Raw genomic sequence first — 17,637 nt, 5'->3', positions numbered from 1 at the left:
CTCCCACAGGAACTGTGCAAACCTTGAGACTTGCACAGTTCCTGTGGGAGCGGGTTTACCCGCGAAAGGGCCAGTGCAGGCTAGCGCAGAAGCGACTGGATCTGCTCGTGCAAGGTATCCAGGTCGAACGGCTTGGCCAGGATCGGTGCCTTGCGGGTGATCGGGCTGCCGGATTCGAGAATCTCCGCCGGGTAGCCGCTGATGAAGATCACCTTCAGGTCCGGCCGCAATTTCACCGCCGGCTCGGCAATGTCCACCCCGGAAACCCCGCCCGGCAAGCGGAAGTCCGTCACCATCAGGTCCAGGTGCGGCTTGCTCGCCAGGATCGCGAATGCCTGTTCACCATCTTCGGCCACCAGCACGTGGTAGCCCTCTCCTGCCAGGTAATCACGCAGGATCATGCGAATCGCCGGTTCGTCCTCGACCACCAGTACTACGTCTTGTGCATCTTCACTCATGTCAACGCCTTGAAATACTTACAGCTGGCCATCAGACCCCAGTCTCAGGCAGAGGTTGCCCGTGCCTGGTCGTTTTGTTGTTCGTAGGTTGCCAGTGGCAATTGCAAGGTGAAGGTGGCCCCTTTGCCCTCTTCACTCTGCACCAGTATGCGCCCGCCATGGGCCTGGACGATCTGTTCCGATATGTACAGCCCCAGGCCCAACCCACCACTGGCTTGCTGGGTGGCGACCCGCTCGAACTGCTGGAAGATGCGCTGCTGGTTGGCCACACAGATGCCGATGCCATGGTCCTGCACCTGTACGCAAGCCAGGCCGTCCTGCTCGAACACCCGTACCTGCACCGGCTTGCGCTCACCATAACGCAAGGCATTGGACAACAGGTTGGCCAGCACCTGCTCGATGCGAAACTCGTCCCACTCGCCTTGCAGCGGCTCGCAGCGCTGCAACTCGATATGGGTTTCCAGTGCGCTGGCCTGGGCGGCAAAGTTCTCCACCAGGCCACGCACCAGCAGGCTCAGGTCGAACGCCTTGGGCCGCAGCGACAGTTTGCCGGTGCGGATGCGCGACACATCGAGCATGTCTTCGACCAGGCGGATCAGGCTGTTGATCTGGCGCTCGTCGCGCTCGACCATGGCCTGCAGCTTGTCGCCGCTGAAGGCGGCCAGGTTGCCGCGTGCCAGGTGCAGCTTGCGCAGCTGGGTTTCCAGGATCAGGCCATTGAGAGGGGTGCGCACCTCATGGGACACGATCGACATGAAGTCATCGCGCATACGCACGGCATGTTCCAGTTCAGCCCGCGCCGTTTGCAGCTGGGCCAGCAGCAGCTCCTGCTCCTGGCGGCTGCGTTCAAGGGCCTCCAACTGGCGGTCGAGCACCTTGCGCTGGCGGTACAGGTCGACGAACACCGACACTTTGCTCTTCACCGCCAGGGTGTCGAGCGGCTTGTGCAGGAAGTCCACCGCGCCGCTTTCATAACCCTTGAACGCGTAGTTCATCTCGCGCCCGGCGGCAGTGACGAACACGATGGGGATGTTGCGGGTCTTTTCCGTGCCGCGCATCAGCTCGGCCAGCTCGAAACCGTTCATGCCCGGCATCTGCACGTCGAGGATGGCCAGGGCGAACTCGTGCTCGAGCAACAGCGACAACGCTGCCTCGGCCGACTGGGCCTGGTGCACCTCGCGGTCTTGGCCCTGGATCAGGGCGTCGAGGGCCAGCAGGTTTTCTGGCAGGTCGTCGACGATCAGCAGTTTTGCGATGGTGTGGCTTAGCATGCGCTGGGTTCCAGGGCCGCGAGCAATCGCTCGATGCCACTCAGAGAAAGAATATGGTCGGGCTGGTGCAGGGCCAGTGCGGCCTCCGGCATCAGCGCCACCTGTGCGTCGCAAGGGTCCTGGACCACGGTCCGTCCCCCGTTGCGCTTGATATAGGCCAGGCCTTCGGCGCCATCTTCGTTGGCGCCGGTGAGCAGCATGCCCAGCAGGCCGGCTCCGTAGGCATCGGCCGCCGACATGAACAGGTAGTCGATCGCCGGCCGGGAAAAATGCACCGGCGGCTCCTGGCTCAGCGACAGGGTCAGGTCACGCTCCACGGACAGGTGGTAACCCGGCCCGGCCACGTAGATCTGCCCGGCGCGCAGCGGCTGCTTGTCACGGGCTTCGCACACTGGCCGCCGCAGGCGGCGCTGCAGCACTTCGGCCAGCTGGCTGTGGCGGTCATCCGGCAGGTGCAGCACACATATCACCGGAATGGCGACGCCGGCCGGCAATGCGCCCAGCACGCTGAACAGCGCCGTCACGCCGCCCGCAGAGGCGCCGACTACCATCGCGCGTACGCCTTTCATGACTTGCGGTAGATCCGTTCGGGCTTGACCAGCGGCTCGAAACGCTCGCTGTAGGCGGAAAAATCCACCGATTCCTTGCTGCCCAGCACCAAAAAGCCGCGGTGACACAGCGACTCGTGGAACAGGCCCAGGGCGCGGTCCTGCAGCTCCTTGTTGAAGTAGATGAGCACGTTGCGGCACGACACCAGCTGGGTTTCGGAAAACACGCTGTCGGTGGCCAGGCTGTGGTCGGCGAAGGTCACGTTGTCACGCAAGGTACTATCCATGATGGCGTTGCCGTAGGCCGCGGTGTAGTACTCGGCAAAGTCACGCCGGCCGCCTGCGATGCGATAGTTTTCGGCGTACTCGTGCATGCTCTGCATCGAATAGATGCCCTGCTTGGCCTTGTCCAGCGAATGCGGATTGATGTCGGTGGCATAAATGATGGTGCGTTCCAGCAGGCCCTCCTCGCGCAGCAGGATGGCCATCGAATACACCTCCTCGCCCGTGCTGCAACCGGCAATCCACACCTTGATCGAAGGCCAGGTGCGCAGCAGCGGCACCACTTCGTTGCGCAGCGCCAGGTAGTGCCCCGGGTCGCGGAACATCTCGCTGACCGGGATCGTCAGGTACTGCAGCAACTGCATGAACATGCCAGGGTCGTGCAGCACGCGCTCCTGCAGCGCCGACACCGTGAGGCAGTCGAACTGGCGCAGCGCATGCAGGATCCGACGCTTGATCGACGCGCCGGAATAGTTGCGGAAATCGTAGCTGTACTTGAGGTAGATGGCCTCGATCAGCAAGCGGATTTCGATATCGGTGTTACGTTCGCTAGTCAAATTCGCTCCAGTTGCGGCAGCCACACACGGATCAGCGAGAACAAACGGTCCAGGTCGATCGGTTTGGCCAGGTAATCGTTGGCGCCGGCCTGCAGGCAACGCTGCTGGTCATCCTTCATCGCCTTGGCGGTCACGGCAATGATCGGCAGCTTGCGCCAGCGCGATTGCTGGCGGATCAGCCGAGTGGCCTCGAAGCCGTCCATCTCCGGCATCATCACGTCCATCAGCACCAGGTCGATGTCGTCATGCTGCTCCAGGCGCTCGATGGCTTCGCGGCCGTTGCGGCCGATTTCGACGATCGCACCCTTGTGCTCCAACGCGCTGGTGAGGGCGAAGATGTTGCGCACATCGTCGTCCACCAGCAACACCTTGCGGCCTTCGAATACCTTGTCGCGGCTGCGCGCGGTCTTGAGCATGCGCTGGCGTTCGTTGGACAACTGCGACTCGACCTTGTGCAGGAACAGCGTCACTTCGTCCAGCAGGCGCTCCGGCGAACGGGCGCCCTTGATGATGATGGAGCGCGAATACTTGAGCAGATCGGCTTCTTCTTCGCGGGTCAGGTTGCGCCCGGTATACACGATCACCGGCGGGAAGGCACGGATATCCTCGGCGGTCATGCGCTTGAGCAGCTCGTTGCCGAGCATGTCGGGCAGCTTGAGGTCGATGATCATGCAGTCGTAGATGTTCTCGCGCAGCAACGCCAGGGCATCCTGGGCCATGGCCACGGCGGTGATCTCGACATCGTCGTCGCCGATCAGGCGCGCAATGCTCTCGCGCTGCAGGTCGTCGTCCTCGACCAGCAGGATGTGCTTGAGCTTCTGGGTCAGCTTGGCCTCCAGGCGGGCGAACACTTCCTTCAGTTGTTCGCGGCTGGTGGGCTTGACCGCGTAGCCTACTGCGCCCATGTGCATGGCAGCCTCGACCCGGTCCTCCACCGAAATGATATGCACCGGGATGTGCCGGGTGCTCGCCTGCTCCTTCAGGCGTTGCAGCACGGTCAGGCCGGAATGGTCAGGCAGGCGCATGTCAAGCAGGATGGCATCGGGGATGTACTGGGCGGCCAGTTCGAAGCCCTCGTCGGCGCCCTGCGCCACCAGGCAGCTGTAGCCCAGCTCGTGGGCCAGGTCGAAGAGGATGCGGGCGAAATTCGGTTCGTCCTCGATAACCAGAATGCAGCGGTTGCCGAACGGCGCACGCTCGCGGTCGTCGTCAAACACCGGTGCCTGCCGTTTCGGCGCCGCCACCGCCGGTGCCTGCGGCGGGGGTGGCAGGCTGTCGACCGCCGGGCGCAGGCTGAGCGGCTCGATATCCTGCGCCACCCGCTCATAGCGCTCCGGCAGGATCAGGCTGAACACGCTGCCCTGGCCGGGGCTGCTGTCGACGTTGATCTGCCCGCCCAGCAGGTGCGCCAGGTCGCGGGAAATGGACAGGCCAAGGCCGGTACCGCCATAACGGCGGTTGCTGGTGCCATCGACCTGGTGGAAGGCGCCGAAGATTGCCTGCTGCTGGTCGGCGGCGATGCCGATGCCGGTATCGCGCACGGCGAAGACGATGCCGGTGCCAGGCTGGTAACCGATGTTCAGGCTGACCTGGCCGCGCTCGGTGAACTTGATGGCGTTGGACAACAGGTTCTTGAGAATCTGCTCCAGCCGCTGGCGGTCGGTGAAAAGAGTGGCCGGCACCTGCGCCTCGGCGGTCACCTCGAAGGCCAGCCCCTTGTGCCCGGCCAACGGCTCGAACATGCCACGCAGGCCTTCGACCAGGCGTTCCACCTGGGTGTTTTCGGGGCGCACTTCGAGCTTGCCGGCTTCCACCTTGGCGATGTCGAGAATGTCGTTGATCAGGTTGAGCAGGTCGTTGCCGGCCGAATAGATGGATTCGGCGAACTTGACCTGCTCGTCGCTGAGGTTGCCCTCGCCGTTCTCCGCCAGCAGCTTGGCCAGGATCAGCGAACTGTTCAACGGCGTGCGCAGCTCGTGGGACATGTTGGCGAGGAATTCGGACTTGTACTTGCTCGAACGCTGCAGCTCCTCGGCGCGCGCCTGCAGCTCGTCCTGGGCCTGGAGCAGTTCGTCGTTCTTGCGGTCCAGCGCCTCGGTGCGCTCGGACAGTTGCTCGTTGGTCTGCTCCAGTTCCGCCTGCTGGGTTTCCAGGTGGGCCTGGGACTCCTTGAGCACGCGGGATTGCTCTTCGAGCTCTTCGTTGGCGGTTTTCAGCTCTTCCTGCTGCACTTGCAGCTCTTCGTTCAGTTGCTGGGTCTCGGCCAGCACTTCCTGCAGGCGTTGCCGGTAGCGAGCGCTTTCGATGGAGATACCGAGGTTGCCACGGACCCGCTGCAGCATCTCTTCGTCACGCTCCTGCAGCGGCCGCAGGAAGCCCAGCTCCAGCACGCCGTTGATCTGCCCGTCATCGCTGCAGGGCATCAGCATGGCACTGCGCGGCAGGCCCCGGCCCAGGCCGGAACTGAGGTGGAAATAGCCTTCGGGCAAGTCGTCCAGGCGCAGCAGCCGCGCTTCGCGCACGGCCTGGGCCAGCAGGCCTTCGTGATCGCCCAGCACCTGCTCGCGTGCCTGCTCCTCGGCATCCAGGCCATAGCTGGCCACACGCACCAGGCGGCCATGTTCGTCGCGCACATACAACGCGCCGACCACGCTGCCCAGGTAACCGGCGAAGAAGCGCAGGATGTTGTCACCGAGCATGGGCAGGGTCAGCTGGCCGAGCACCTGTTCGGCCAGTTGCGTTTGCCCGTTGCGCAGCCATGCCTGGTATTCCAGGTGTTCGGCCGCGCGCTGCTGGGCTTTCAGGTTTTCGTCATAGCTACCGGACAGCGCCAGCAGGTCGCGCCGCCCGAGGTAGGCCAGCAAGGCGCTGAGGCCGACGATGAACAGCACGAAGGACGACATGACCGTGACGGTCACACTGTTGACCCGCTCGTTGCGCGCCATGCGCAACTGTTGTTCGCTGGCGATCAGGTTGTCGAACTCCTTGCGGATCTCGTCGGTCAGGCGCTTGCCGCGGCCGTTGCCGATCAAGGCGCTGTAATCACCCTGGCTGCGGCGCAAGTTGATCATCTCGCTGCCGAAGGTGTTCCACGCCTGCTGCAGGGCGATCAGCCGGTCGATGCGTTCGACCTGCTGCGGGTTGTCCTCGACCATGCCGCGCAGGCTCTGCAGGCTGCCGAAGATGCGTGGCTTGGCCACCTCGTAGGGGTCGAGGAAACGCTCGTCGCCGGTGATGAGGAAGCCACGCATGCCGGTTTCCATGTCGATCGACAGTTTGACCGTTTCGTTGGCATTGCCGATCACCCGGTCGGTGTGCTCGACCCACTGCAAGGCCGAAAGCAGGTAGTTGATCACCGCGACGAAGGCAACGGCCCCCAGCAGGCCAACCCCCAGGGGTAGGCCGACGTTGCGGCTCAACAGCTTGCGGAAGCTCCGCTGGTCCATCGTGGCTGCTTGAATCATGTGAAAACGCCCGAGCAAGTAAAGTCCATTGAAAGTGTGGCAAATCGATCGTTGTAGTTGTCTGCCGCTGCTCTGTCCCGTAAAGCGAGTCTAACCAGCTTTGACGGGTCTGGCAGGGCATTTAGCCAGTATTTGAAGGTAGCGTGCGCCAAACGTTCCATCTGATTGCAGTGCCCGGTATCCTCGGGAACTTCTGCTGCCATCTGGAGCACAGATTAAAGACATTCATTAGCACAGGATCCGAACCATGCACCTTCTGGTAGTCGAAGACGACGACATCGTACGCATGCTGATGGTCGAAGTGCTCGACGAACTGGGCTACACGGTCATCGAGGCGGCCAGTGCCGACGCGGCGCGGCGCATTCTCGAGGACCCGGGCCAGGAGTTGGCGCTGATGCTGACCGACGTGGGGCTGCCGGACATGCGCGGCGAAGAGTTGGCCGGCAAGGCGCGCGAGCTGCGCCCGCTGCTGCCGGTGCTGTTCGCCAGTGGCTATGCCGAGAACATCAAAGTGCCGGAGGGCATGCACCTGATCGGCAAGCCGTTCAGCATCGACCAGTTGCGGGAGAAGGTGCAGGCCCTTCTGGGTAACCCCTGAAGTCGGCGTCTCCTGCTTCGCGGGCTTGCCCGCTCTCACAGGGAACGCGCGCCCCTGAAGCTGGCGCTGTACCTGTGGGAGCGGGTTCACCCGCGAAAGGGCCGGAACAGGTAACACACCTCACAGCTCCCTGCGCAACAGGTAGCTATCCATGATCCACCCCTTGCGCGCCCGCTCCCGCTCACGCACTTCCACTATCTGCGCCTTTACCGCCTGCAATGGCCCGGCAATCAGCACCTCATCCGCGGTCCCAAGGTACGCCCCCCAGTAGATCATCAATGCCGGATCATCGAGCCGGGCAAACGCGCACTGCCCGTCGAGCATCACCAGCACATTGTCGATCTGCCCCTGCCCGGCCAGGCGCCGCCCTGGCAATACGGTCAACGGCTCACCGATGCGGTTGAGCGGCACCTGATGGCGCGCCGCCAACGCCTGCACGCTGCTGATGCCCGGAATTACCCGCAGGCGCAGCGCCACACCACGCTCGCGGACCAGGCCAAGTATGCGCAGGGTGCTGTCGTAAAGCGTCGGCTCGCCCCACAGCAAAAAAGCGCCGGTTTCACCGTCGCCTATCTCCTGTTCGATCAGTTGGGCATACAGCGCTGCGCGCTGCCGGTGCCAGTCCTGCACCGCGCCCAGATAGTCATCCGCCTGGCCATCGCGTGCAGGGTCGGCCACCTGTACCAGGCGGTAGCCGCCCTCGGGCCTGTAGCGTTGCAGGATGGCCTTGCGCAGGTGCACCAGTTCGTCCTTGTCGCCGCCCTTGTCGAGTACGAAGAACACGCTGGCCTGGCGCAGCGCATCGACCGCCTCGTAGGTGACCTGGCGCGGGTCACCCGGGCCGATGCCGATCAACAACAGGTCTTTCATTGCCCTGTCCTTTGCGGGAACCAGCAGCCATTGTCAGGTGGCTGCCGGTATTTGGCAAAGCGCCCCATCAGAAGACGGAGAAGTTGTAGCTGACGATGACCCGAGTCTCGTCCATGTCACGCGCCCACTTTTCATAGTTGCTGCGGTAAGTGGAATTACGCAGGCGCACACTGACATCCTTGAATGTGCCACTTTGCACCTGGTACTTGAACTCGGTGTCGCGTTCCCACTCTTTGCCTTCGGCCGTGCTGCCCGGCACCTTGATATTGTCACCGTTGATGTAGCGGGTGAAGAAGGTCAGGCCGGGCACGCCCAGGGCCTTGAAGTCATAGTCATAACGCACCTGCCAGGAACGTTCCTGGGCGGCGGCGAAATCGTTGACCTGGGCATAGTTGACCAGGTAGGGGTTGGTGCCATCCAGGTATGGCATGGCACTGTCGCCATACATGCGCTGCCAGCCGGCACTGAGCTTGTGGCCACCCAGGCTGTAGCCGAGCATGCCGCTGAACGCGCGATGGTCTATTTCGCCGGCGCGGGCATTGCCGATGTCGTCACTCTTGATCAAGCGCAGGTCTGCCGTCAGGCTGCCCACGGCCAATGGCTGGCTGGCCACCAGGCCGAGGAAGTGCTGGCGGTAGATGTTCTCCAGCTTGGCCACCTGGTACTGGGCGCTGAAGCGCTCGTTGAAACGGTAATCGACACCGGCCAGGTCAAAGTGATCAGCCTCGATATCGCAGGCATAGCGCTTGTTCTTGCAATGCACCCGAATGTCCTGGCGGTCGGTGGAATCCCGTGCGGTGTACTTGTCCAGGCGGGCCAAGGTGAACTTCAGGTCGCGCACTTCTTCGGAGGTGAGCATGGCGCCATGGAACATGGTCGGTAGCAGGCGACCATCGTTGTACTTGAGCAGCGGCAAATCCGGCATCATCGAACCGTACTTGAGCACGGTATTGGAAACCTTGACCTTGGCCGCCAGGCCCATCTTCGCGTACTGGTCCGCCGAGTGCCGTGGGTCATGGCCGGAAGACGGCAACAGGCCGCTGTTACTGTCCGCCGGGCTGGAGTCAAGTTTGAAGCCGAACATGCCCAGCGCATCCACACCAAAACCTACCGGCCCCTGCGTATAACCCGACTGTACATTGAGGATGAAACCTTGTGCCCATTCTTCGCGTTTGGACGCACCCTGGCTGGAACTGCTGTGGCCGTCACGAAAATCCCGGTTGAAATAGACATTGCGTGCTTCGACCTTTGCACTGCTGTCTTCAAGAAAACCGGCGGCCTGGGCATTGACGCCGGCACACAACAGGAACAGGCCGGCAACACGACGCCCGGGGGCGAGGGGGAAAGGGGCAAACATGGGAGAGAACATCCAGAATCAAGGCGAGTAAACAACCTGTGGCACGTACTGGCCACGGTACTGCGAGGGGGCCGGACAATAGCCAGCCATCATCTGAAATGATCGCGCGAAGGCTCTGGCATGGGCCATTGGACCATGGTCTAAGCAACCCGCAAGGCAACCGCGGAAAAACCGGAAAATACCGCGCACAAAACTAGGAAAGTTCCCGGCTTACTTACAAAAAGTTTGCAGTTTACCCAGTACCCACGAATGACTACACTCGATATCAGCGAACAGCGGAACCCACCCGCGTGGCCGGCGTTTTTATTCTTCTTCAATGTTCGTCACGCCCTGCCACGACCGACGTACAGGAGTGATTACAGTGTCCAGACTTGCAGAGTTTCGTGCTGCCGAAAAAGCGCTCCAGGAACAGATGGCGCAACTGGAAGCGTTGAAAAAGGATGCCGGCCTCAAACGCGAAATCGAATTCGAGCAGAAACTAGTCGGCCTGATGAAAAGCTACGACAAGAGCCTGCGCGATATCATCGCCATCCTCGACCCGAAGGCAGTGGCCCGGGTTACCAGTGCAGCGCCCAAGCAACAGCGCCGCGCGCGCGTGGTGAAGGTTTACACCAACCCGCACACCGGCGAGCGGATCGAGACCAAAGGGGGCAACCACCGTGGGCTCAAGGCCTGGAAAGAACAATACGGAGCCGCCACGGTAGAAAGCTGGGTACGCTGATGAAACGTCCACACGTACTTCACACTTTTTTCACAAGGGCTGGCTCAGTATCGAGACAGCTAAAGGACTAGCGACCCCATCACGCGCCCGCACATGCGGGCCTCTAATTCCAGCGCCCTGCCTCGTGCAGGGCGCTTTCATTTGCGCAATCGACACACTGCCGTATCATGGCCAGCCTGTCTGTTTTGCCGGCGCCCTGCGCCCGGCCCCGTCTCAGGAGTTCCCATGAGCCTGCACGATCTGCAAACCCTGCCTGGCGTCACCGCCCAACCGGACGCCGCCACTGCCCAGTTCGTCTTCAACCACACCATGCTGCGGGTCAAGGACATCGAGAAGTCCCTGGACTTCTACACCCGCGTGCTGGGCTTCCGCCTGGTGGACAAGCGCGACTTCCCCGAAGCTGCCTTCAGCCTGTACTTCCTGGCCCTGGTCGACCCGGCGCAGATCCCGGCCGATGACAACGAACGCCACCAATGGATGAAGTCGATTCCGGGCGTGCTGGAGCTGACCCACAACCACGGCACCGAAAACGATGCCGAATTTGCCTACCACAACGGCAATACCGACCCACGCGGCTTTGGCCATATCTGCATTTCGGTACCAGACGTACGCGCTGCCTGTGCACGCTTCGAGGCACTGGATGTACCGTTCCAGAAACGCCTGCAGGACGGGCGCATGAACCACCTGGCCTTCGTCAAGGACCCGGATGGTTACTGGGTTGAAGTCATCCAGCCGACCGACCTCAAAGGCTGAGCGCTCATCGCGGCTCGCTCGTCGGGCCGGGAACTCCCGGCCCCTTGCTGTGGTATATGAAGGTAACTGCTTCACATGCCACAGCGAGGTAAGGACGATGCAATCTCTTCACTGTGAATATCGCAAGCACACCATCACCGCCAGCGTGATGCCCCACCCCGATTCCCCCCTGCCCTATGCCGCCGGGTGCCTGATCACCGACCCCGACGGACACACCAGCAGGCGCATGTCGATGCCGATGAAGTTCTTCTCCGACCTCGAGAACGCACAGCATGTGTCGCTGGCCCATGGCCGGGCGCTGGTCGACCAGCAGCTGGATGAAGGGCACAAGGTGTTCTGACCTTGTCGATGCCTGTACCGGCCTCTTCGCGGGTAAACCCGCTCCCACAGGAGGTAGCGCCGCCGCTACATGCCGGCACTATCCCTGTGGAAGCGGGTTTACCCGCGAATGGGCCGGCACAGTAATAATCAGATATCCCGGGCGTACGCCACCGCCGCCTCCACCTGCGCCCGGGTCGGCCGCACCCCGGTGTACAGCACGAACTGCTCCAGCGCCTGCAGCGCGATCACCTCCAGCCCGGTGATCACCGGCTTGCCCAGCGCCCGCGCCCGGCGGATCAACGGTGTGCTCTCTGGCATCGCCACCACGTCGAACACTCGCGCCGCCGCGGCAATGGCGTTCTCGGAAAACGCCAGTTCCTCGGCCTCGGGGCCGCCCGCCATGCCGATCGGCGTCACGTTCACCAGCATGGGTGGGCACAGGTCCTCCAGCTCCGGCACCCAGCGATAACCACAGACATCCGCCAACTGCCGCCCGGCCTGCTCGTTGCGCGCAACGATGATGCCTTCGGCGAACCCGGCGTCGCGCAAGGCACTTGCCACGGCCTTGGCCATGCCGCCACTGCCGCGCAAGGCAAACGCCGTGGTCGGGTCGACCTGGTGCTGCGCCAGTAGCTGGCGCACGGCCAGGTAATCGGTGTTGTAGGCCTTCAGGTGGCCATTGGTATTGACCAGGGTATTGACCGACTCGATGGCCGCCGCCGATGGGTCGATCTCGTCGACCAAGGCCATGCAGGCCTCCTTGTACGGCATCGATACACCACAACCGCGGATACCCAAGGCGCGAATACCCGCCACCGCCGCCGGCAGGTCATCGGTGCGCATGGCCTTGTAATAGAAGTCCAGGCCCAACTGCTGGTACAGGTGGTTGTGGAACCGTACCCCGAAGGTGCCGGGGCGGCCGGCCAGGGAAATGCACAGCACGGTGTCTCTACTGGGAGTTGTCGACATAACCTGCTCCTTTGTCATAACTGAAACGTTTGTTCAGCGTAACAGAGGCAACCGCTGGTCGTCCCTTACACAACCTTTACCGTTCCCCCGTGCTCAGCTGACGAAGAGTGGAGTCATAGTAATAGGACCCCACACCTGGAGTGTCCTTGCGAGGGTATCTTCATGAACCGTCACATTCCCGGAATCGCCCTGCTGGTCGGAGCCCTGGCCATCAGTGCGCCCGCTGTCGCCCATGGCGGCCATGGCCATGGCGGTTGGTATGGCCCCGGCCCGCTGCTGGGTGCGGCCGTGGTTGGCGCCGTGGTCGGGGCGACGGTTTATGGCGGGCGTGACCGTACCGTGTACGTCGAGCGCCAACCGGTCTACTACGGGCCGCCACCGGTGTACGTGCAACCACCGCCACCGCCGGTGTACTACCAGCCGTACTACGTGCCAGCACCACCGCCCCCGGGCTACCGAACCTACTACGGCCCGCCACCGGTGTATTACGGCCCGCCGCGGTGGTAAATGTTGATAGAACCAATGACCACTATCGAGGAAGTTAATTTCAAACCGCCCCGGCTGCTGCGTAAGGTAGGGCCATGTTTTACAGGAGGTCCACATGGCCACTATCCAGATCATGTCCGTCGTCGGCAGTGCCGTCCCCGCTTCGCTGCGTCAGCAGGGCCTGCTGGCATGCTGGTACCTGGTGCGCAACGGCGAAGCCGTAAGCGGCCCGATGCCTACCCTCGCCTCGGCCCAGGCGCTGGTCGAACAGTTGCAACCAGGCACCCTGGTCGCCTGACCCGTATTTGTTGTGCGTTGCTCCCTACGCCCTTCTGGCCCGCCTACCTGGCGGGTCTTTTTTTGCCTGGGCGCTACGCCTGCACCTCCCCGCTGCAGGCGATGAACATTGCCAACAACGCGGCCAATTGGTGCTCATGCTGACCGTAGCCAGCGCCAGGCAGGCTGGCCCAGATGGGCGCGGCCTTGGCAATGGCCTGGGTAATGTGGCCGGCCTTGATCAGTGCCAGTGCGCCGCACTCGCTCAGCAACTTGATTGCCGCCAGGTCCTGGGCCTCAGGGGTAAAGCGGCCATTGAAGCCATAAGTGCTCACGATGGCATCCCAGGTACCGGCCAGAATCTGGTACCGCCCCGCTGCGGAGCTGTGGATGCCGTAGCTGGGCAACCATACCTTCTGCCTCGGGTGCCCTCTGTAGTCATTGAAAAGCTGACCGCCGACCAGGACGTTGTAGCCATCATCACTGGCAACGATGGTCGAGGTACCCTCGGACCAGGCCAGCATGTCCAGGAATGCGAGCACGTTCGCGCCGCCGGCAGCGGCAGAATCCAATCGAGCCATGTTGTCTCCATACAGAAAAAGGCCCATACGCATGGGCGTGAACAGAATTTGTCTTGCGGGCCGCCTCACTCACCCTGCTTCCCGCGCAGGCGGGCGACCCCCTCACCCTGGACGATGACCTGCCGGGGAGGATGGCTGCCCCGACTGGTCAGCGCTTCGATCTTGCCCTCCAGGCGCCCTACGGTGACCACCAGCTCATTGCGTTCCTTGGCAAACTGATCGGCCCTGGCCTGCGCTTCCCTTCGTGCGTCACGCTCGATATCGAGCAGCTCGTTCAGGCGCCGGACCACGCCAATATCAGCGTTGTCCATGGCACGGTCAGCCGCATCCCTGGACAGCCACTTGCGCAGCCAGAGGAATGCACCCAGCAAAACGGTGCCTGTTCCGCCCAGCCAGGTGATGGTGCCTGGGCCGAGGTCAGTCGGATCCATGAAAACCTCATTTCCGATGGTGATGTCGTAAGCCCTGGAGAACAGCTTCTCGGAGGCTTTCCTTGCTTGCATATTAAATTTAGCCTGCAGCTAATGTAATGACAAGCGAAATTTAGCTTTGAGCATATTTAGCAGCGAGCTAAACACTGGCATGCTTCGCCCCATGGACATCTACGAAATTCGCAAGCACAACCTGGTCAAGCTGATCGGCAGCCAGAGGAAGGGATCCTGCGCAGAGCGCTGGGGGATGGCGCCTGCGCACCTGAGCCAGATCCTTTCGGACAAGACAGCGAAGAACCTGGGCGATGACGTGGCCCGCAGAATCGAGGGCATCGAAGGCCTGCCGCGGGGGTGGTTCGACGCGATGGCAGCGGGCGACCAGGCGCAGTCGCCGGTCGAGGCTGGCGACAGCAAGCTTTCCGCGGCCGACCTGGTGAAGCAGATGCTTGCCAGAAGCGGCAGAGGCATCCCTGAAGAAACCCGGCAAAGGCTACTGGCCGCCGCTGAGGAGCCGGCAGACTCGACGCTGGTGGCAGCTGAACTTGTTCGGCCAGGCCTGGTGGGCGACGAAGTGTGGATTGCCCACTACGACGTCCGTGCGGCAATGGGCGGCGGGCAGATTCCCCACGACTACCCCGAGATGTTCAAGGATGTTCGCGTCAGCCCAAGCCATCTGCGTGAGTTGGGCGTGGAGTTCAGCGAGCACCACCACCTGAAGATGGTGACCGGCTGGGGCCAGTCGATGGAGCCGACCATCAAGCACCGCGACCCGCTGATCGTGGACGTCAGCATCCGCGAGTTCGTCGGCGATGGAATCTACCTCTTCTCCTGGGGCGACCACATCTACATCAAGCGGCTGCAGATTGCCGACGAAGACCATTTCGAGATGATTTCCGACAACTCGCGGCACAAGGACCGCGTGATTCGCCGGGAAGAGACCTACATCCAGGCACGGGTGCTGCTGGTGTGGAATGCGCACCTTGTGTAAGCGTCATTGATCTAGCGGGGTACTGCAGGAGCAGCCGTGTGATGCGAAGAGGCCAGTACTGACAAGGCATGCCTGTCCCGGCCTTTTCGCAGCACAAGGCTGCTCCTACGAAGCGGGCATTTTCCGATGTTCAGAAAGGTGCCGCCTCCTCTACCGGCTGCTCGCTGTCCTGCTCGACGATAAAGTCGTCGCGCTCCTCCACGCTGCCGCGCTCCCAGCGCACCGTCACGCTCTCGTCGTCGTTGAAGGTCAGTTCCAACTCGGGCGTCTCGGCCAGCAGGCCCATCACCTCCTCCCACTCGGCATCACCATCGGTATCCAGGCGATGTACCGTCACCCAACGCTGCGTCTGCGCGAGCGGGTGGTTGATCATCGCTGATACCCGCAAGCTCAGCCGCTCCATTCCGGTCATTTCCTGGCGCTGATGGGGCGTCGACTTCACCTGCTTAGACATATTGTTATCCTGACCGCTGTATATTCGTACAGTATTAGAGGAAAGCTTATCTCACTGGCAAATCAAGCGTAAAGCCCCACTGCGGAAAATTTTCGCCAACAGGTAATTTGTCGCCCGGCGAAATAATTTTAGCCATGAGCTATTGACGCCAATTTAGCGCGAGGCTAAATTTCGTTCCAGCAGCCGCCACCGTGCTGCTGTGGCATCAACCGTCATTTCATTCAGGAGTTACACCATGAGCGTAGATATCCGCAACCTCACCATCGCCGTTCCGGTAGCCGAATCATCGATCAGCACCGTAGCGGGCGAACTCACCGGCAGCGAAGCGATTGCCCTGTACCCGACCTACGTGACAGTGCTCAGCGATGGTTCGGTCCAGTTGTTTGCCCCCACCAAAGGCGCCTCGAGCAAAAGCACCCGCAGGACCCGCTGCGAATGGTCGGAGCCCAGATACTGGACCCTGGGCAGCGCCCCGGATCACTGGAATCGTCAGGAGATGACGCTGACCAAGGTCAACTGGGCGCAGAAGGTGGTCATTGCGCAGATGCACGTCTACGGGGACGACAGCCCGCCCGTGAAGGTGTTCTGGAAGAAGGGCGACATCACCCTGGGGTTTCGACAGACCTACAACCAGGCAGATCCCGTAAATTCCACGGTGCTCAAGGGGGTACCGCTAGGGGCGAAGTTCGAGGTGAGCATCCACGCCACCTCCGCAGGCGTGGTGAACGTCACAGCCAGGTGCAATGGAGTGAGCGGTTCGTCCGGCGATCTGCAGTTCGACAGCACCTGGGCTTCGCAGCTATTCGAATTCCACGGCGGGGTCTACAACCAGGTGGACTACACCGATACCACGCCTGCCGATGACGGCTCGATCTGCATCATCAGCGACCTCTCGCTGATCCATGCCTGAACCCAGGCAACCGGCAAGGCATCCCGATGCCCCTGCCCCCCAGTGCAGGTTGCATCGGGATAGCCGGGCGCGGTCATGATTTGCGGTCGCCCTCGGGCGCGATACTCATGGCTGGCGGGCTGATCCAGCGGCAGGCCGAGCGAGGTTGTACTGTTGGCTTCGACAGAATGATGATAGGAAAGAACTGGTACCGGATTAAATTTCGTTCACGTTGCGCCCTTTAGTCATAAGGCATTCGACAGCAATTCAGCCATACTCCAGAATGCAGCGGTTTTTTGGGGGAAAACCCTTGCACAGCCAACGACATACCAACTTTTAGTGAGCCTCAACGTGAAAACATCCCTGTCCATCCTCAGCCTGCTGCTGTTGCTCACAGGTACTGCGACCCTTCCGTCGACCGCTGCTGCACAACCCCCGGCCCAGGTTCAACGCGACCCGTCCAAGCTGCACCTTGCCTCGGGCAGCGCCCTGTTGATCGACCTGAACACCAACCAGGAGCTATATTCGAGCCACGCTGACCGCGTGGTGCCGATTGCCTCGGTGACCAAGCTGATGACGGCGATGGTAGTGCTGGATGCCAAGCAGCCCATGGATGAGATGCTCACCATGACCATTGCCAACAACCCGGAAATGAAAGGCGTGTATTCGCGTGTGCGGCTGGGCAGCCAACTCGACCGCCGCGAAACCTTGCTGATTACCCTGATGTCGTCGGAAAACCGCGCGGCCAACACCCTGGCCAACCATTACCCCGGCGGTTACCCGGCGTTCATCAAGGCGATGAACGCCAAGGCCCGCAGCCTGGGCATGGCGCACACCCGCTACGTCGAGCCGACCGGCCTTTCGACGCAGAACGTGTCCACGGCCCGTGACCTGGCCAAGCTGCTGATGGCTTCGCGCAAGTACCCGATGCTGAGCGAGCTGTCGACCACCCGCGAGAAGACCGTGGCCTTCCGCAAGCCCAACTACACCTTGGGCTTTCGCAACACCGACCACCTGGTGAACAAGAGCAACTGGGACATCAAGCTGACCAAGACCGGCTTTACCAATGAAGCCGGGCACTGCCTGGTGTTGCTGACCCGCATGGACAACCGCCCGGTGGCGATGGTGATCCTCGACGCCTTTGGCAAGTACACCCACTTCGCCGATGCCAGCCGCATGCGTCAGTGGCTGGAAACCGGCGCTGCCAAACCGGCGCCGGCAGTGGCCATGCAGTACAAGGCGGAGCGGCAGAACAAGGGCCGCCTGGCGGCCGAATGACCGCCACCTGATGCTACCCGGCCCCTGCAGGAGCGGCCTTGTGTCGCGATGGGCTGCAACGCAGCTCCGACGATTTGTGCATTGA

Annotated in this window: 20 protein-coding genes; 9 read left to right on the top strand and 11 right to left on the bottom strand. The window is 62.0% G+C overall.

Going from position 1 to position 17,637, the window contains the following annotated elements:
• Positions 1-80: 80 nt before the first annotated feature.
• Genes IRZ77_RS25385 through IRZ77_RS25365 form a run of 5 tightly spaced genes read right to left on the bottom strand, consistent with a single transcriptional unit; the run spans position 81 to position 6,580 of the window.
• Positions 81-458: a response regulator gene (locus IRZ77_RS25385; RefSeq protein WP_085599223.1), complete on the bottom strand. Its 378-nt coding sequence runs from the start codon at positions 456-458 to the stop codon at positions 81-83.
• A gap of 44 nt (positions 459-502) precedes the next feature.
• Entirely contained in the window at positions 503-1,729 is a 1,227-nt protein-coding gene (locus IRZ77_RS25380) for a hybrid sensor histidine kinase/response regulator (protein WP_046615191.1), read from the bottom strand.
• Positions 1,723-2,298, bottom strand: a complete 576-nt coding sequence (locus tag IRZ77_RS25375; protein WP_085599227.1) for a chemotaxis protein CheB — start codon at positions 2,296-2,298, stop codon at positions 1,723-1,725. The genes IRZ77_RS25380 and IRZ77_RS25375 overlap by 7 nt, the downstream gene beginning before the upstream one ends.
• Positions 2,295-3,116, bottom strand: a complete 822-nt coding sequence (locus IRZ77_RS25370; protein ID WP_046615189.1) for a CheR family methyltransferase — start codon at positions 3,114-3,116, stop codon at positions 2,295-2,297. Before IRZ77_RS25370 ends, IRZ77_RS25375 begins: the two co-directional genes overlap by 4 nt.
• Entirely contained in the window at positions 3,113-6,580 is a 3,468-nt protein-coding gene (locus IRZ77_RS25365) for a response regulator (RefSeq protein WP_046615188.1), read from the bottom strand. The genes IRZ77_RS25370 and IRZ77_RS25365 overlap by 4 nt, the downstream gene beginning before the upstream one ends.
• Positions 6,581-6,827: 247 nt before the next feature.
• Here IRZ77_RS25365 and IRZ77_RS25360 point away from each other — a divergent pair, with 247 nt between their 5' ends.
• Positions 6,828-7,178 carry a response regulator gene (locus IRZ77_RS25360; RefSeq protein WP_046615187.1) on the top strand — a complete coding sequence of 117 codons (351 nt, stop codon included), beginning with the start codon at positions 6,828-6,830 and terminating at the stop codon, positions 7,176-7,178.
• Positions 7,179-7,298: 120 nt separating this feature from the next.
• On the opposite strand, the gene cobF is transcribed toward IRZ77_RS25360, so the two are convergent.
• Complete coding sequence (cobF, locus tag IRZ77_RS25355; RefSeq protein ID WP_046615186.1) at positions 7,299-8,048, bottom strand: precorrin-6A synthase (deacetylating); 750 nt, start codon at positions 8,046-8,048, stop codon at positions 7,299-7,301.
• Between the two features lie 67 nt (positions 8,049-8,115).
• Positions 8,116-9,405 (bottom strand): OprD family porin, encoded by a 1,290-nt coding sequence (locus tag IRZ77_RS25350; RefSeq protein ID WP_046615185.1) that lies wholly within the window; start codon positions 9,403-9,405, stop codon positions 8,116-8,118.
• Positions 9,406-9,766: 361 nt separating this feature from the next.
• On the opposite strand from IRZ77_RS25350, the gene IRZ77_RS25345 reads away from it, so the two are divergent.
• The 3 genes from IRZ77_RS25345 to IRZ77_RS25335 all read left to right on the top strand — a co-directional run bounded on the left by IRZ77_RS25345 (position 9,767) and on the right by IRZ77_RS25335 (position 11,219).
• Positions 9,767-10,126, top strand: coding sequence for a histone-like nucleoid-structuring protein, MvaT/MvaU family (locus IRZ77_RS25345; protein WP_046615184.1), 360 nt, complete (start codon positions 9,767-9,769; stop codon positions 10,124-10,126).
• Positions 10,127-10,351: 225 nt separating this feature from the next.
• Positions 10,352-10,879: a lactoylglutathione lyase gene (gloA, locus tag IRZ77_RS25340; RefSeq protein WP_046615183.1), complete on the top strand. Its 528-nt coding sequence runs from the start codon at positions 10,352-10,354 to the stop codon at positions 10,877-10,879.
• Between the two features lie 97 nt (positions 10,880-10,976).
• Complete coding sequence (locus IRZ77_RS25335) at positions 10,977-11,219, top strand: hypothetical protein (RefSeq protein WP_013973119.1); 243 nt, start codon at positions 10,977-10,979, stop codon at positions 11,217-11,219.
• Between the two features lie 128 nt (positions 11,220-11,347).
• Here IRZ77_RS25335 and IRZ77_RS25330 read toward each other — a convergent pair whose 3' ends face one another.
• The gene (locus IRZ77_RS25330; protein ID WP_046615182.1) at positions 11,348-12,169 is read right to left on the bottom strand and encodes a shikimate 5-dehydrogenase; all 822 of its coding nucleotides are present in this window, start codon (positions 12,167-12,169) and stop codon (positions 11,348-11,350) included.
• A gap of 162 nt (positions 12,170-12,331) precedes the next feature.
• On the opposite strand from IRZ77_RS25330, the gene IRZ77_RS25325 reads away from it, so the two are divergent.
• A complete protein-coding gene (locus tag IRZ77_RS25325; RefSeq protein WP_025338687.1) occupies positions 12,332-12,676 on the top strand; it encodes a hypothetical protein in 345 nt (114 codons plus the stop codon).
• A 94-nt stretch (positions 12,677-12,770) separates the two neighbouring features.
• On the top strand, positions 12,771-12,953 hold the full coding sequence (locus tag IRZ77_RS25320; RefSeq protein WP_025338686.1) for a hypothetical protein: 183 nt from the start codon (positions 12,771-12,773) through the stop codon (positions 12,951-12,953).
• A gap of 73 nt (positions 12,954-13,026) precedes the next feature.
• Here the strand turns inward: IRZ77_RS25320 and IRZ77_RS25315 are convergent, their stop codons facing one another.
• Positions 13,027-13,512 (bottom strand): glycoside hydrolase family 24 protein, encoded by a 486-nt coding sequence (locus IRZ77_RS25315; RefSeq protein ID WP_085599233.1) that lies wholly within the window; start codon positions 13,510-13,512, stop codon positions 13,027-13,029.
• Positions 13,513-13,577: 65 nt separating this feature from the next.
• A complete protein-coding gene (locus IRZ77_RS25310; RefSeq protein WP_046615180.1) occupies positions 13,578-13,943 on the bottom strand; it encodes a hypothetical protein in 366 nt (121 codons plus the stop codon).
• Positions 13,944-14,106: 163 nt separating this feature from the next.
• Between IRZ77_RS25310 and IRZ77_RS25305 the strand changes: the two genes are divergently transcribed.
• A complete protein-coding gene (locus IRZ77_RS25305; protein ID WP_046615179.1) occupies positions 14,107-14,931 on the top strand; it encodes a S24 family peptidase in 825 nt (274 codons plus the stop codon).
• Positions 14,932-15,061: 130 nt separating this feature from the next.
• On the opposite strand, the gene IRZ77_RS25300 is transcribed toward IRZ77_RS25305, so the two are convergent.
• Positions 15,062-15,385 carry a DUF1654 domain-containing protein gene (locus IRZ77_RS25300; RefSeq protein ID WP_196174588.1) on the bottom strand — a complete coding sequence of 108 codons (324 nt, stop codon included), beginning with the start codon at positions 15,383-15,385 and terminating at the stop codon, positions 15,062-15,064.
• Between the two features lie 235 nt (positions 15,386-15,620).
• On the opposite strand from IRZ77_RS25300, the gene IRZ77_RS25295 reads away from it, so the two are divergent.
• Positions 15,621-16,295, top strand: a complete 675-nt coding sequence (locus IRZ77_RS25295) for a polysaccharide lyase family 7 protein (RefSeq protein WP_046615177.1) — start codon at positions 15,621-15,623, stop codon at positions 16,293-16,295.
• A gap of 330 nt (positions 16,296-16,625) precedes the next feature.
• Positions 16,626-17,552 (top strand): D-alanyl-D-alanine endopeptidase, encoded by a 927-nt coding sequence (gene pbpG / locus IRZ77_RS25290; RefSeq protein WP_023662495.1) that lies wholly within the window; start codon positions 16,626-16,628, stop codon positions 17,550-17,552.
• The last annotated feature ends 85 nt before the right edge of the window (positions 17,553-17,637 follow it).

The organism is Pseudomonas pudica (assembly GCF_015680405.1).
GTDB classification, from domain to species: domain Bacteria; phylum Pseudomonadota; class Gammaproteobacteria; order Pseudomonadales; family Pseudomonadaceae; genus Aquipseudomonas; species Aquipseudomonas pudica.
Note: the sequence above shows the minus strand (reverse complement) of the source record. Positions and strands in the feature narration are given on the sequence as shown.

Excerpts from the sequence above, each read along its gene's own strand:
- IRZ77_RS25375 (WP_085599227.1), bottom strand. The coding sequence starts at position 2,298 with ATGAAAGGCGTACGCGCGATGGTAGTCGGCGCCTCTGCGGGCGGCGTG.
- IRZ77_RS25365 (WP_046615188.1), bottom strand. The coding sequence starts at position 6,580 with ATGATTCAAGCAGCCACGATGGACCAGCGGAGCTTCCGCAAGCTGTTG.
- IRZ77_RS25300 (WP_196174588.1), bottom strand. The coding sequence starts at position 15,385 with ATGTCTAAGCAGGTGAAGTCGACGCCCCATCAGCGCCAGGAAATGACC.
- IRZ77_RS25315 (WP_085599233.1), bottom strand. The coding sequence starts at position 13,512 with ATGGCTCGATTGGATTCTGCCGCTGCCGGCGGCGCGAACGTGCTCGCA.
- IRZ77_RS25305 (WP_046615179.1), top strand. The coding sequence starts at position 14,107 with ATGGACATCTACGAAATTCGCAAGCACAACCTGGTCAAGCTGATCGGC.
- cobF (WP_046615186.1), bottom strand. The coding sequence starts at position 8,048 with ATGAAAGACCTGTTGTTGATCGGCATCGGCCCGGGTGACCCGCGCCAG.
- IRZ77_RS25320 (WP_025338686.1), top strand. The coding sequence starts at position 12,771 with ATGGCCACTATCCAGATCATGTCCGTCGTCGGCAGTGCCGTCCCCGCT.
- IRZ77_RS25325 (WP_025338687.1), top strand. The coding sequence starts at position 12,332 with ATGAACCGTCACATTCCCGGAATCGCCCTGCTGGTCGGAGCCCTGGCC.
- IRZ77_RS25350 (WP_046615185.1), bottom strand. The coding sequence starts at position 9,405 with ATGTTTGCCCCTTTCCCCCTCGCCCCCGGGCGTCGTGTTGCCGGCCTG.
- IRZ77_RS25360 (WP_046615187.1), top strand. The coding sequence starts at position 6,828 with ATGCACCTTCTGGTAGTCGAAGACGACGACATCGTACGCATGCTGATG.
- gloA (WP_046615183.1), top strand. The coding sequence starts at position 10,352 with ATGAGCCTGCACGATCTGCAAACCCTGCCTGGCGTCACCGCCCAACCG.
- IRZ77_RS25335 (WP_013973119.1), top strand. The coding sequence starts at position 10,977 with ATGCAATCTCTTCACTGTGAATATCGCAAGCACACCATCACCGCCAGC.
- IRZ77_RS25385 (WP_085599223.1), bottom strand. The coding sequence starts at position 458 with ATGAGTGAAGATGCACAAGACGTAGTACTGGTGGTCGAGGACGAACCG.
- IRZ77_RS25330 (WP_046615182.1), bottom strand. The coding sequence starts at position 12,169 with ATGTCGACAACTCCCAGTAGAGACACCGTGCTGTGCATTTCCCTGGCC.
- IRZ77_RS25380 (WP_046615191.1), bottom strand. The coding sequence starts at position 1,729 with ATGCTAAGCCACACCATCGCAAAACTGCTGATCGTCGACGACCTGCCA.
- IRZ77_RS25310 (WP_046615180.1), bottom strand. The coding sequence starts at position 13,943 with ATGGATCCGACTGACCTCGGCCCAGGCACCATCACCTGGCTGGGCGGA.
- IRZ77_RS25295 (WP_046615177.1), top strand. The coding sequence starts at position 15,621 with ATGAGCGTAGATATCCGCAACCTCACCATCGCCGTTCCGGTAGCCGAA.